A 13,516-nucleotide genomic window follows, 5' to 3' on the forward strand; every position below is an offset into this window, starting at 1 on the left:
GGGATATGACAGCTAGCCCCTTCGACCTTTCGGGCAAGACCGCTTTGGTCACCGGCGCCAACACCGGGATCGGCCAGGCGATTGCGGTCGCTCTGGCCGAGGCCGGGGTGGACGTTGCCGTGGCGGGCCGGTCCGAGCCAACCGAAACGCTGGAGGCGATCGAGGCCACCGGGCGCAAGGCGGTCAACATCACCGCCAATTTCGGCTCGATCGAGCCGGTCGGCCGGGTGATCGACGAGGCGTTGGCGGGGCTGGGTCGTCTCGACATCCTGGTCAACAACGCCGGGATCATCCGCCGCGCCGATCTGCTCGAATTCAGCGAGGAGGATTGGGACGCGGTGATCGACACCAACCTGAAGACGTTGTTCTTCCTCAGCCAGGCAGCCGCAAAGCACATGGCCGAGCGCGGCTCTGGCAAGATCATCAACATCGCCTCGCTGCTGACCTTTCAGGGCGGCCTGCGGGTGCCAAGCTATGCTGCCGCCAAATCGGGTGTCGGTGGCGTCACCAAGGCGATGGCGAACGAACTCGCGCCCAAGGGCGTGCAGGTCAACGCAATCGCACCGGGCTATATCGCGACCAACAACACCGCGGCATTGCAGGCGGACGAAACCCGCAATCGCCAGATCCTCGAGCGCATCCCGACGGGTCGCTGGGGTCGTCCTCAGGATATCGCAGGTGCGGCATTGTTCCTGGCATCGCCCGCATCCGATTATGTCACCGGGCACATTCTCGCAGTCGACGGCGGCTGGCTGGCGCGATGAGCGATCCAGCGTCTGGCCTGGTCGTCTGCTTTGGCGAGATGCTGCTGCGCCTGTCGCCGCCGGGTGCGCGAATGGTGGTTCAGGCGCAGGCACTCGAAATGGCGGTCGGCGGCGCAGAGGCCAATGTTGCCGCCGGGCTGGCCTCACTGGGCCACGAAGCAAGAATGATTACCTTGCTTCCCGACAGCCCGCTCGGCGACAAGGCGCGCGCCGAATTGGGTGCTGCCGGGGTCGATACCCGCCATGTTGCGTGCGGACCAGGGCGGATGGGGCTGTATTTCCTTGAGCCCGGTGCAGGCTTGCGGCCGTCTTCGATCACCTATGACCGGGCCGGTTCGGCGTTTGCGCTTTCAGATACAGACGCGTTCGATTTTGCAGGCGCGCTAGACGGCGCGGCCCTGATGCACCTTTCGGGGATTACCCCCGCGCTTGGCCCCAACGGCGTGACGCTCGCCCGCGCAGCGATCGCCGCAGCGCAGGCAGCTGGCGTGCCGATCTGCTTTGACGGCAACTACCGCGCGCTGCTGTGGGACGCGTGGGACAGCGATCCGCGCAGTATCCTCACCGAACTGTTGAGCGCCGCAACCGTGATGATCGGCAACCACCGTGATATTTCGTTGCTGCTGGGTAAAACGTTTTCCGGCGATGGCTCGGAGCGACGACGCGAGGCGGTGGATGCGGCGTTTGCGGCGTTCCCCAAGCTCGAGCTGGTCGCCTCGACCGCGCGCCATGTCGTCAGCAGCGATCACCACCGCATTTCCGCCCGGGTCGATACGCGGCAGGGCAAGTACCAGACTGCCGAGATCGATGTCACCGGAATCGTCGATCGGATCGGCACCGGCGATGCGTTTGCCGCAGGGGTGTTGCACCAGTATCTGCAGGGCGCGAGCGAACAGGCGATGGCCGAATGCGGGCTGGCGCTTGCTGCGCTCAAGCATTCGCTCCCCGGCGATATGTGCCTGATCGGGTCGGCCGAGCTCGCGGCATTCTCGTCCGCCGGCGGCGATGTCCGGCGCTGAGCTTTCCCGGCGTTCGCTGCTGGGCGCTGGTGCAGCGCTGATGGCCACTCCGGCGCTGGCGAAAGGCGCCGATCCCCAGGTTGGCCGCTTCACCGGATTGCGCGACGACGGTGTGCTTGCGTTCAAGGGCATCCGCTATGGCCGCGCCAAGCGTTTCGCGCGCGCGGTAGCGGTGCCGATCGACCGCACGGTCAAGGCGCAGGATTTCGCGCCGATTGCGCCGCAACGGGGCAACCCCGATCTGCCGCAGTCCGAAGACTGCCTGTTCCTCAACGTCTGGACACCCGAGGCGAACCCCAAGGCCAGCCGCGCGGTGATGGTCTACTTCCATGGCGGCGCATACTCCAACGGCACGGTTACCGATCCGCTCACGCATGGGCAAAGGCTGGCGGCGGCGGGCGATGTCGTGGTGGTCAGCGTCAACCACCGGCTCAACGCGCTGGGCTATGCCTGGCTCAAACCACTAGGCGACCGCTTTGCCGACAGCGGCAATCTGGGCCAGCTCGACCTCATCCTCGCGCTCGAATGGGTGCGTGACAATATCGCTTCGTTCGGCGGCAATCCGGCACGCGTGATGGTGTTCGGCCAGTCGGGCGGCGGGGCGAAGATCGCGACGCTGATGGCGATGCCGGCCGCCAAAGGCCTGTTCCACACCGCAGCCACGATGAGCGGACAGCAGGTGACCGCAAGCGGCCCGGGCAATGCGTGGAAGCGCACCCAGGCGCTGATGACGGCCCTGGGGCTGCAGCCCAGTGATGCCGATGGACTGCTGAGCGCGCCGGTGGAGCGCATCGTCGAGGCGCTGACGGCCACCGACCCGGTGATCGGCGGCGCGGTCTATTTCGGCCCGGTGCTCGACATGACCAACCTGCCGCGCCACCCGTTCTGGCCTGATGCCGCGTCGCAATCGCTGCACATTCCGATGATCCTGGGCAACACCCGCGAGGAGACCCGCGCGTTCCTCGATCCGAGGGGCGCAAAGCTCAAAGGGCTGGGCTGGGATAACATCGCGGCAAAGATAGCGCCCGAGATCAAGATCGACCTCGACGTCGATTGGGTCGTGGCGCAGTACCGCGCGCAATTCCCCGATTGGACGCCCGAGCAGCTGTTCTATGCGGCGACCACTGCGGGCCGGTCGTGGCCGGGGCAGGTGATCGAGGCGGATGAGCGGGCAAAGGCGGGCGCGGCTGCGACCTGGGTCTACCAGCTCGACCGCGCATCGCCGATCGATCCCTTGCGCGGGGCGGCGCATACCGATGACATTCCTTATGTGTTCGGTACGCTCGATGCACCGGGCAGCATGAGCGGAACCGATGCGGGTGCGCGCGCGACGCGCGATGTGATGATGCAGGCGTTTGCAGGGCTTGCCAAAACCGGCGTTCCGGGGCGGACGGACTGGTCGTCTTACGCGTTGCCCGACCGTGCGACCCTGGTGGTCGGCAATGGCGTGGCGACCGTACAGAACGATCCGCGCCGCTGGGAGCGCGAATTGTGGGCTAGGGCTCCTTACGTTCAGCCGGGGAGCTGACCGTAGCTTCCTTCGGTTCGGCAACCGGATAGGCGATGATCAGCGCCAGCGGTTTCTCGCCCTTCTGCCAGATGCCGACCACCGCGCCGTCATACAGATACGCGGTCATTCCGGGCTTCAGCGTCGCGCGCTGGCCGTCGGAGACAACCTCGCCCTCGCCATCGAGCACGTAATAGACCTCGTCATGCGCGATTGCGTGCTCGCCGATCGCGGCGCCGATATCGAGCGTGCGCCTGCGGAACTCCATGCGGCGCGGTTGAGGCACATGGTCGCTGATCCGCCACGCGGTGCTCATGCCGATCGCGCCATGCGGTGGCGGCTCGCGGCGCAGCGTGTCCGCCTCGTCGATCACCGCCATCGGCGGAGCGGCGGCCATGAGACCCGGGGCCAGGAGCGCGAGCAGTGCGCTCACGGCTGCGGGGTCCGCATCTCCAGGTCACGCTCGCTCAATGCTTCCTGCGCGCCGCCCTTCTGTCCCGGATAGCGCCCCGACTTGGGCGTCATCGTATCGAGATTCCAATCGGCCTCGACGAACGGCGCGAAGGTCGCCACGGGTGCGGGGTAGCCACCGACCTCACTCTCGTCGTCGATGATGTCGCCGCGACCTTCGGCGACGAAGAACAGCACCCGGATATCATCGGGCGCGCGGTCCCAGGGCCGTGCGCCGGCGCTTGCCAGCACCGACGTCTCGACCTCGCCCGAAGGGAGGATGCGGTATTGTGACACATCGGCCAGCGGGGCCTTGGCGGTGATCAGCTTCGCTTTCGTTTCGCCATAGCGTCCGAACTGGGGCAGGGCATTGCCGTGGCGGTCGACCGCGCGGTTGTCCTTGCCGAAATACGCAAGATCGCCATCGCCACCGAGCATCAGGAACGGCAGGCCTTCGTTGGTGTCGTTGCCGCCGCGCATGACATTGCCCATCGCGGTGATTTCACCCGTCACATAGGGCTGTCCTGCCCATTCCAGGTTCATCAGGTTGTAGTGTATCGCGCGGTGGCCGGGGTTGAAGATCAGGTTGTTGATCATGGCGACCTGTGCGCCGCCCTTCACCAGCGGCGTGCGCTCGACATTGTGCGCCCACACGTTGCGATAGAAGGTGATGTGGGTGGCGTTGTCGTGGATCAGCGATCCCTTGGAATGCTCGCCCTTGGGATGGCTCGAATTGGCGAGGCCCTCGGCGGCGATGTTGTCGCGGAAAACGATGTGATGGCTGGTCCCGGCGCGCCATTCGTCGACCGTGTTGCCGGTAAAGCGCGGGCCCGATGCCGACATGTTTTCGTCGGTACCCCACAGGAAGCTGCAGTGTTCAACCACCACATTGTGCGCGGCGACCGTCGAAAAAGCATCGGCCTCCCACCCCGAAAGCTTGGCCTGCCCGTCGGCGCCGGTCATTACGCGCAGATGCGACACCACGACATCGTGCGTCTTCACATCGATGCCGCCCTTGATGATGGTGATGCCGGGTGAGGGCGCGGTCTGGCCTGCTATAGTGAGATAGGGTTCGGTGATGTCGATCGAGCTGCGGCCGAGGTCGATCACCCCGCCAACCTCGAACACGATGGTGCGCGGACCCTTGGTGGCAAGCGCCTCGGCGAACGAGCCTGGACCCGCTTTGGCCAGCGTCGTCACCCGAATGATTCGTCCGCCCGCGCCACCTTTTGTCGGGTCGGCGGGGTGCGGCTGCGCTGACCCCTGGGCTATGCTGGCCATGACAAAAGCGCCCGTAATGAGGGCTTTTTGCAACATTCTGTGCATCGTTTTCTCTCCTGTTGCCTTTTTATTGACAGAGCGTGGAGGAGAGGGCAATACTTAATGACACCGGTTACCCTCAGGGGTCATAACGTGGCGCAGACCGCCATTGAATAAGCCGGAATGAATTTGGATGCCCATCGGTCAAGGCATCTTGAATTGGGAGACGGGTGCCAGGGACGGTTCGACGCAGCTGCGTCCTCCCCTTTGACACCGGTAGCAATAGGCCCGAAAAGGGCGATTGAGGAGGGGATTGAGAATGCGCAGTCAGGTATCGCAGCGGGTTTCGCGCGTGTCGTTTTTCAAGGGGTTGTTGCTCGCAGGGTGCGCCGTTGGCGCTGCCGGTACGGCGCAGGCACAAGATGCCGCCGCCGGTGAACAGGTCGCCGAAAACGACGCAAGTTCGGCAGATGAGATCATCGTCACCGGCTTCCGCCAGTCGCTTGAAGCCGCAATCAATCTCAAGCGCAATTCGGTCGGCGCGATCGACGCGATCGTCGCCGAAGACATTGCCAAGTTCCCCGACCAGAACCTCGCCGAATCGCTGCAGCGCATCCCCGGCATCTCGATCACTCGCGATGCAGGCGAAGGCCGCTCGATCACCGTGCGCGGTCTTTCCAGCCAGTTTACCCGCGTTCGCGTCAACGGCCTCGAAACCATCGCTACCTCCACCGACGGCCAGACTGCCAACCGCGATCGCGCGTTCGATTTTAACGTGTTCGCCTCCGAACTGTTCAGCTCGATCGTCGTCCACAAGACCGCCGAAGCCAGCCTGGACGAAGGTTCGTTGGGTGCGGTGGTCGATCTCAACACCGGCAATCCGCTGGCGGCCAAGGCCGGCCTGACCGGGGTTGCCTCGCTGGTCGCCAGTTACAACGACCTGTCCGAATATGTCGGCCCGCGGCTTGCCGGACTGCTCAGCTGGCGCAACGATGCCGGCACCTTCGGCGTGTCGATGTCGGCGGCGTACCAGAAGACCCAGGTGCTGGAACTGGGCAACAACACCGTTCGCTGGGCCCAGGCCCGGTTCGACTCGGTCGATGGCGCACCCTGCTTCACCCAGAGTGCTACCAACCTTGCAGGTCGCCCCAATGCGGGCGGCACTTATGCTGTCGGACGCAACGCCGCGTGCGACCGTGCCGCGCTCGCGTTCCACCCGCGCATTCCGCGTTATGGCGAAGTGCAGCACGATCGTGAGCGTCTGGGCATCACCGGGTCGATCCAGTTCGCACCCAGCGACGCGACCAAGTTCTCGATCGACGGGTTGTACTCCAACTTCAACAGCGACCGGCGCGAACAGTGGGGCGAGGTTCTGCTGCGCTCAAACGAGCGCTCGATCGATGTCGTCAACCCGGTGTACGACGCCAACAACAACATGATCTCGGCCACGCTCAATGATGCATGGGTCCGGACCGAGCATTATCTGCGCAAGAGCACGACCGAATTCTATCAGGTCGGCGGAAGCTGGGACCAGGACGTTACAGATAATTTCCGGTTCACACTGATGGGCGGCCTGTCGAAGTCGAACGCCGATATCCCGGTTGAAACGACCATCGTGTTCGATGACCGCGATGCACAGGGCTATTCCTACGACTATACCGACATGAAGCGGCCGAAGCTGACCTTCGGCACCAGCGTCACCGATCCTGCGGTGTTCCAGCTCGCCGAAATCCGCGACCGGCCTTCGACGATCGAAAACCGCTTCAAGACCGGACAATTGCGCACCGAATGGGACGTGACCGAAGGGTTTACGATCAAGGCCGGTGTCGTCTGGCGTCGGTTCAACTTCGACACCGAAGCGTTCACCCGTGACACCGCGGTGTGCGGCAACGGCGGTCTCGACCGGGTACTGGGCACCATCACCTGTTCGCCGACAAGCCTTTTCGGGCCGGCCGCAGTTTACGGTTTCCAGGCGACCCCGGCGCTTTCCCAGCTGTTCAATTTGGGTAATGCCGGCCAGCCTGCAGGCAACACCAACGCCTGGCTGGTGCCTGATTTGGATGCGGCCGCTGCTTTCACCAATCTGTACCAACGTCCGTTGGCGCTCGATGCAGGTAACAACCGCGGCGTGCAGGAAACCACCAAGGGCGGCTATCTGCAGTTCGACGCCAAGGGCGAGTTGCTCGGTATGGAATACGCGCTCAACGCAGGAATGCGCTATGTGAAGACCGAGCAGTCTTCCTATGGCCTGGTTGGCGGCGTCGAGGCGACCGTCGAACGCAGCTATGACGACTGGCTGCCTTCGGCCAACCTGGCGCTGTTCCCGACGGATAACGTGATTGTTCGCGGGGCCATTGCCGAGGTCATCACGCGCCCCAGCCTGGGCTCGCTGACGCCTGGTGGATCGGCTGATGGCTTCAATTTCCGGGTCAACAGCGGCAACCCGTTCCTCCAGCCGTTCCGCGCCGTGAACTATGACCTGGCGATCGAATGGTATTTCGCTCCGCAGGCGCTATTGTCGGTCGCAGGCTTCATCAAGGACATCGCGACCTTCACCCAGTCCTCTGTGATCCCCGAGGCCACATTTGCGCAGACTGGTCTGCCGGTCTCCGTGCTCAATCCATCGTCCCCGGCAGCGCTCAATCCTGATCTGCTCAACCAGCCGATCTGGCAGCTCACCACGATCGTCAACGGCGAGGGCGCAAAGATCAGGGGCGTCGAAGTTGCGGCGCAAATTCCGTTCAGTGTCTTCACAGATGGGTTTTTCGGCAATTTCGGCATTCTTGCCAACGCGACCTTTATCGATAGTGAAGCGACCTTCAGCCTCGCGGGCCCGGCCAGGGTACCTGGCGGTGCGCTGGTTGCGCCGGTATTCGTAACAAGCTCGCTGGCCAATGTTTCCAAGCGCTCTTACAACGGCACCTTCTATTATGACGACGGCACGTTCTCGGCCCGCGTAATGGGCACATACCGCAGCCGCTGGCATGAAGGCGCCAGCGGCACCGGCAACCTGCTCGAAGGTTATGGCAGCCAGTTCAACCTTGATGCGTCGATCCGCTACAAGCTCACCGAGTGGGTCGAGGTTTCGCTGGAAGGCAACAACCTGACCGACACCTATCGCTATCGCTTCACCGATTTCGACGCGGACCGGAATTATGAGCACAACCACTTCGGCCGCAACTTCTTTGTCGGTGCACGCTTCAAATACTGAGTGATCGGCCGGGCGGTGGCTCCACGCTGCCCGGCCAGCAACTGCAAACCCAAAGGGAGCCGCCATGACCATCGATCGCCGATCCTTCATGGCGGCTTCCGTGTGTGTGGGGGTTGCAGGCCCCGCGCTTGCCCAGACCGCCGTTCCGGCCGTACCCGGCTCGCCGCTTCCCCCGGGCCTGCCGCAACCTGCCGAAACCATCGACCTGTGGCCCGGCGGCGCGCCCGGAATGCCGGCCAAGCCACTGACCGAAACGGTCAACGAGCGCTCGACCGACCGGCTGGTCACCGACCGCGCGGTCTATGGCATCAACGCTCCCCGGCTGGCTGTCTTCCGCCCTGACCGGCCCAATGGCGCTGGCGTGCTGATCACGCCGGGCGGCGGCTATCGCTGGGTGGTGGTCGACAAGGAAGGCTATGAGATGGGTCGCTGGCTGGCGGCGCGCGGATTTACTGCGTTCGTGTTGTTCTACCGCTTGCCCGGCGAAGGCTGGGCGGCGGGGCCGAATGTGGCGCTGGCCGATGCGCAGCGCGCAATGCGGCTGATCCGCGCGCGCGCTGGCGATTTCGCGGTGGACCCCGAGCGCGTCTCGGCGATGGGCTTTTCCGCAGGCGGGCATCTGTGCGCCGATCTCGCCACGCGGTTCGATGCATCCGTCTATGCCCCGGTCGATGCCGCCGATCAGCTTTCGGCCAAGCCGCACAGCGCCGCGCCGATCTATCCGGTGATCTCGATGACCGCGCCCGACGCCCATTCCGGATCACGCGAGCTGCTGATCGGCAAGACGGCGAGCTCAGCTCTTGAGGCAGCGCACTCCCCGCATCTGAACGTTCCAGCCAATGCACCTCCGGTCTTCCTGCTCCATGCCGAGGATGACGAGGTGGTGCCGGTGAACAACGCGCTGCTGCTCCGCGCCGCGCTCAAGGCCGAGGGCGTCCGCGTCGAGACGCATCTGTTCGAGCATGGCGGACATGGCTTTGGTTTGCGCCGGGCGATCGGCAAACCGGTCGAAGCCTGGCCCGAACTGTGGCGTGCCTGGGCGCGCACGACGGGCCTGGCGCTGTGAGCCGCCTGCCGATTCTTAACCGTCGCGGCGCGATCTCGTCCGCCGCGCTCACCACCTTGGGACTGGCTGCGCCCCTGAACGCGGGAACGCGCGCCGCTCCCTCCCCGGCGCCCCAAACATCCTCGAACGCGCATTCCCCGAAATGGCGCCGGGGCCTCGACAAACAGCGCATCGCCGATCTGGGCGATGGCCGCTTTCTCAACCCGGTGCTCTCGGGCGACCGGCCCGACCCCGCAATCCTCAAGGATGGCGAGGATTACTACCTCACCTTCTCGAGCTTCGAATCCTATCCCGGGCTGCTGATCTGGCATTCGCGCGATCTGGTGAACTGGCAGCCGCGCCAGCCCGCGCTCACCCGCAATATCGGCTCGGTCTGGGCGGTGAGCCTGGAGAAGCACGAGGGCCGCTATTTCCTCTATATTCCGGTGAAAGCGTCGCCGAAGAATGACATCTTCGTCATTTGGGCGGACGATATCGACGGGCCGTGGAGCGATCCGGTGCCGCTGGGCCTGCATCATCACATCGACCCGTGCCACGCGGTCGGCGAGGACGGCACGCGCTGGCTGTTCCTATCGGGCGGCGACCGGGTGCGATTGGCGGACGACGGCATGAGTGTCGTCGGGCAGGTCGAGCACATCTACGATCCCTGGCGCTATCCGACCGAATGGGATGTCGAGGGCTTCGCGCCTGAAGGACCCAAAATCCACCGCATCGGCCAATGGTTCTACATGCTGACCGCCGTGGGCGGAACCGCTGGCCCTCCCACGGGGCATATGGTCATCGCTGCCCGCTCGCGCTCGATCCACGGCCCGTGGGAGCAGCATCCCGGCAATCCCTTGGTGCGCACCACCGATATCCGCGAGGCCTGGTGGTCACGCGGGCATGCCAGCCTGGTCGAGGCACCGGACACGTCGTGGTGGAGCCTGTATCACGGTTACGAAAACGGCTTCTGGACCCTTGGCCGCCAGTGCCTGCTCGATCCCGTCGAATGGACCGCCGATGGCTGGTTCCAGATGACAGGCGGCGACCTGTCGCAACCGATCGCCAAGCCGAAGGGGGGCAGGGCGCTGCCGCACGGCATGGCGTTGAGCGATGATTTCGCCGCGCTCGAACTCGGTACCAAATGGTCGTTCTTCCGCCCTGCGCCTGATGAGGCGGCGCGGGTGCGCGTGAAGGACCACACCTTGTTCCTGCGGGGCAAGGGGCTTGCGCCGTCCACCGGATCGCCGCTGCTGCTCACGGCTGGCGACACATCCTACCAGTTCGAATGCGACATCGAGCTCGCCCCGGGTGGCACCGCAGGGCTGCTCCTGTTCTATGACGACAAGCTTTATGCCGGCCTCGGCTTCGACGCCGAACGCTTCGTCACCCACCAATACGGCATCGAGCGCGCCCGACCCGCCAATCCGCATGGGGCCAGCATGCGCCTGCGGGTCACCAACCGGCGCCATATCGTCAGCTTCCACAGCTCGGGCGATGGCGGCAGGACCTGGTTCAAGTTCGACCGCGGGATGGAAGTCTCAGGCTATCACCACAATGTGCGTGGCGGCTTTTTGATGCTGCGGCCGGGCCTGTATGCTGCGGGGCCGGGCGAGGCAAAGTTCCGCAACTTTACCTTCACTGCGCTCGACGAGGATTAGGAGGGCAGGGGGGCGGCCCGTGGTTGAACCCGCGCGCGCTTGCTGCTAGCTGCGCGGGCGAAACCGCCGGGGCTGATCGTGCCTCGTCGTCCACCGCCTCCTGCCGCAAGGACACGCCTTATGGTCCCCCGTTATTCCCGCCCCGCCATGACCGCCATCTGGGAGCCTGAGGCGAAGTTCCGCATCTGGTTCGAGATCGAGGCGCACGCTACCGACGCGCTGGCCGAGCTGGGCGTGGTGCCCAAGTCCGCTGCCAAGGCCTTGTGGGCGTGGTGGGCGACTAACCCGGTGATCGACGTCGCTGCGATCGATGCGATCGAGGCGGTCACCAAGCACGATGTCATCGCCTTCCTCACCTGGGTCGCCGAGCAGGTCGGCGACGAGGCGCGCTTCATGCACCAGGGCATGACCAGCTCGGACGTGCTCGACACCTGTCTTGCGGTTCAGCTTGCGCGCGCCAGCGACATTCTGATGGCCGATCTCGACGCATTGCTGGAGGCGATCGAGCGCCGCGCGATGGAGCACAAATACACGCCGACCATCGGCCGCAGCCACGGCATCCATGGCGAGCCGACCACCTTCGGATTGAAGCTCGCGCAGGCCTATGCCGAGTTCGACCGCTGCCGTGCGCGCCTGAAAGCGGCACGCGCCGAGATCGCCACCTGCGCGATTTCGGGCGCGATCGGCACCTTCGCCAATATCGACCCCCGCGTCGAGGCGCATGTCGCCAAGAAACTGGGCCTTGCGCTCGAGCCGGTCTCGACCCAGGTCATCCCGCGTGACCGCCATGCGATGTACTTTGCAACTTTGGGCGTGATCGCATCGTCGGTCGAGCGGCTGGCGACCGAAGTGCGGCATCTGCAGCGCACCGAAGTGCTCGAGGCCGAGGAGTATTTCTCCCCCGGCCAGAAGGGCTCGTCGGCGATGCCGCACAAACGCAATCCGGTGCTCACCGAAAACCTCACCGGGCTGGCCCGCGTGGTGCGCGCCGCCGCGATCCCGGCAATGGAGAACGTCGCCTTGTGGCACGAGCGCGATATCTCGCACAGCTCGGTCGAGCGCTTCTTCGGCCCCGATGCGACGATCACGCTCGATTTCGCGCTCGCGCGGCTCACCGGCGTGATCGACAAGCTGCTGATCTATCCTGAGCGGATGCAGAAGAACCTCGACAAGATGGGCGGTCTTGTCCACTCGCAGCGCGTGCTGCTGGCGCTCACCCAGGCCGGCGTCAACCGCGAGGATGCGTATCGCCTGGTCCAGCGCAACGCGATGCAGGTGTGGGAATCGGATGGCGCGCTGTCGCTGCTCGAGCTGCTCAAGGCCGATGCCGAAGTCACCGCCGCGCTCTCGCCGCAGGACATCGAGGAGAAGTTCAACCTCGATTACCACTTCAAGCACGTCGACACGATTTTCGCGCGGGTTTTTGGGTAAACCAGCGCATGCACCGGTAGGCTGGCCATCGGAAGATTATGCCCCTATGCTCCGGCCGACCGCCGGGACGCGGGCAGATTTTGAGGAGACACGGCGGTCATGCAGTTCCTGAAGACACTGGTGATCATCATGCTGGTCGTGGTGTTCATCGTGTTTGCCTATAACAATTGGCAAGCGGTTACGGTCGATATGTGGGGTGGGTTGCAGCTGGTCACCAAGCTGCCGGTTCTGCTGGCGCTGACGTTCTTCGCCGGGTTCCTTCCGCTGTGGGCGTACCATCGCACCAGCAGCTGGCGGATGAGGCGCCGGATCGCGACGCTCGAGGCCAACCAGCTGCGCGCCGCATCGATGTCCGCTGTGGCTGCGCCTGCATCTGCGACATCACCGGTGCACGCCGCGCCCGATGCGCCTGCCAGCGCCTTTAACGAACAAGAACCGGAGAGCGTCTTGCGCTCGGTATGATACGGTCAACAGGGGGTCACGCTCACATCATGTCCAATCCGATTTATCTAGCGGTCGACCTGCCCGATCTGGCGCGCGCCACCGCGCTGGTGCAGTCGGTCCGTGCCCATGTCGGCGGGGTAAAACTGGGGCTCGAATTCTTCTGCGCGCATGGCCATCACGGCGTCCACGAGATCGCCAAACTGGGCCTGCCAATCTTCCTCGATCTCAAGCTACACGACATCCCCAACACCGTCGCTGCTGCGATGCAGGCGATCCATGTGCTCGAGCCCGCGATCGTCACCGTTCATGCCGCAGGCGGCCGCGCGATGATGGAAGACGCCAAGGCCGCAGCGGGCGCCAACACCAAGGTTGTCGCCGTCACCATGCTGACCAGCCTCGACGATGATGACATGGGCCAGATCGGCATGGCGGGCAGCGCGCATGACAGCGTGCTGCGGCTGGCGGAACTCGCGCACCAGGCAGGCCTCGATGGCATCGTGTGTTCAGGCCAGGAGGTCGGCGCGGTGCGTCACCAGTGGCGCGACGGGTTCTTCGTCGTCCCCGGCGTCCGCCCCGCCAGCGCCACCGCAGGCGACCAGAAGCGCGCGGTCACCCCGCGCCAGGCGCGCGATGCCGGCGCTTCGGTGCTGGTCATCGGCCGCCCGATCGCACGCGCGGCCGAGCCCGACAACGCGGCCAGAGAGATCATGGCGACGCTGTAAAT

The 13,516-nt window shown here is 64.8% G+C and carries 11 protein-coding genes; 9 read left to right on the top strand and 2 right to left on the bottom strand.

What is annotated here, in order from left to right:
* Positions 1-5: 5 nt before the first annotated feature.
* From kduD to IEW00_RS14340, 3 genes are read left to right on the top strand one after another with little or no spacing between them, the layout of a single operon-like run.
* Positions 6-764, top strand: coding sequence for a 2-dehydro-3-deoxy-D-gluconate 5-dehydrogenase KduD (gene kduD / locus IEW00_RS14330; protein WP_188515097.1), 759 nt, complete (start codon positions 6-8; stop codon positions 762-764).
* The gene (locus tag IEW00_RS14335) at positions 761-1,783 is read left to right on the top strand and encodes a sugar kinase (RefSeq protein ID WP_188515098.1); all 1,023 of its coding nucleotides are present in this window, start codon (positions 761-763) and stop codon (positions 1,781-1,783) included. Before kduD ends, IEW00_RS14335 begins: the two co-directional genes overlap by 4 nt.
* Positions 1,770-3,311, top strand: a complete 1,542-nt coding sequence (locus tag IEW00_RS14340; protein ID WP_188515099.1) for a carboxylesterase/lipase family protein — start codon at positions 1,770-1,772, stop codon at positions 3,309-3,311. Before IEW00_RS14335 ends, IEW00_RS14340 begins: the two co-directional genes overlap by 14 nt.
* Here the strand turns inward: IEW00_RS14340 and IEW00_RS14345 are convergent.
* Positions 3,280-3,687: a cupin domain-containing protein gene (locus IEW00_RS14345; protein ID WP_188515231.1), complete on the bottom strand. Its 408-nt coding sequence runs from the start codon at positions 3,685-3,687 to the stop codon at positions 3,280-3,282. The two genes, IEW00_RS14340 and IEW00_RS14345, sit on opposite strands and share 32 nt — an antisense overlap.
* A gap of 32 nt (positions 3,688-3,719) precedes the next feature.
* Positions 3,720-5,021, bottom strand: a complete 1,302-nt coding sequence (locus IEW00_RS14350; RefSeq protein ID WP_229737055.1) for a pectate lyase family protein — start codon at positions 5,019-5,021, stop codon at positions 3,720-3,722.
* Between the two features lie 298 nt (positions 5,022-5,319).
* Between IEW00_RS14350 and IEW00_RS14355 the strand changes: the two genes are divergently transcribed.
* The 6 genes from IEW00_RS14355 (at position 5,320) to pyrF (ending at position 13,514) form a co-directional block, all read left to right on the top strand.
* Complete coding sequence (locus IEW00_RS14355) at positions 5,320-8,211, top strand: TonB-dependent receptor (RefSeq protein ID WP_188515101.1); 2,892 nt, start codon at positions 5,320-5,322, stop codon at positions 8,209-8,211.
* 64 nt (positions 8,212-8,275) lie between these two features.
* Entirely contained in the window at positions 8,276-9,277 is a 1,002-nt protein-coding gene (locus tag IEW00_RS14360; protein WP_188515102.1) for an alpha/beta hydrolase, read from the top strand.
* 5 nt (positions 9,278-9,282) lie between these two features.
* Positions 9,283-10,917 (top strand): family 43 glycosylhydrolase, encoded by a 1,635-nt coding sequence (locus IEW00_RS14365; RefSeq protein WP_229737072.1) that lies wholly within the window; start codon positions 9,283-9,285, stop codon positions 10,915-10,917.
* Positions 10,918-11,037: 120 nt separating this feature from the next.
* Complete coding sequence (gene purB / locus IEW00_RS14370) at positions 11,038-12,348, top strand: adenylosuccinate lyase (protein WP_188515103.1); 1,311 nt, start codon at positions 11,038-11,040, stop codon at positions 12,346-12,348.
* Positions 12,349-12,447: 99 nt separating this feature from the next.
* On the top strand, positions 12,448-12,810 hold the full coding sequence (locus tag IEW00_RS14375; protein WP_188515104.1) for a LapA family protein: 363 nt from the start codon (positions 12,448-12,450) through the stop codon (positions 12,808-12,810).
* Positions 12,811-12,839: 29 nt separating this feature from the next.
* A complete protein-coding gene (pyrF, locus tag IEW00_RS14380; RefSeq protein WP_188515105.1) occupies positions 12,840-13,514 on the top strand; it encodes an orotidine-5'-phosphate decarboxylase in 675 nt (224 codons plus the stop codon).
* The last annotated feature ends 2 nt before the right edge of the window (positions 13,515-13,516 follow it).

This window comes from Blastomonas aquatica (assembly GCF_014639875.1).
Lineage (GTDB): Bacteria > Pseudomonadota > Alphaproteobacteria > Sphingomonadales > Sphingomonadaceae > Blastomonas > Blastomonas aquatica.

Coding starts and splice junctions, on each gene's coding strand:
- kduD (WP_188515097.1), top strand. CDS start 6: ATGACAGCTAGCCCCTTCGACCTTTCGGGCAAGACCGCTTTGGTCACC.
- pyrF (WP_188515105.1), top strand. CDS start 12,840: ATGTCCAATCCGATTTATCTAGCGGTCGACCTGCCCGATCTGGCGCGC.
- IEW00_RS14345 (WP_188515231.1), bottom strand. CDS start 3,687: ATGGCCGCCGCTCCGCCGATGGCGGTGATCGACGAGGCGGACACGCTG.
- IEW00_RS14375 (WP_188515104.1), top strand. CDS start 12,448: ATGCAGTTCCTGAAGACACTGGTGATCATCATGCTGGTCGTGGTGTTC.
- purB (WP_188515103.1), top strand. CDS start 11,038: ATGGTCCCCCGTTATTCCCGCCCCGCCATGACCGCCATCTGGGAGCCT.
- IEW00_RS14340 (WP_188515099.1), top strand. CDS start 1,770: ATGTCCGGCGCTGAGCTTTCCCGGCGTTCGCTGCTGGGCGCTGGTGCA.
- IEW00_RS14350 (WP_229737055.1), bottom strand. CDS start 5,021: ATGGCCAGCATAGCCCAGGGGTCAGCGCAGCCGCACCCCGCCGACCCG.
- IEW00_RS14355 (WP_188515101.1), top strand. CDS start 5,320: ATGCGCAGTCAGGTATCGCAGCGGGTTTCGCGCGTGTCGTTTTTCAAG.
- IEW00_RS14360 (WP_188515102.1), top strand. CDS start 8,276: ATGACCATCGATCGCCGATCCTTCATGGCGGCTTCCGTGTGTGTGGGG.
- IEW00_RS14335 (WP_188515098.1), top strand. CDS start 761: ATGAGCGATCCAGCGTCTGGCCTGGTCGTCTGCTTTGGCGAGATGCTG.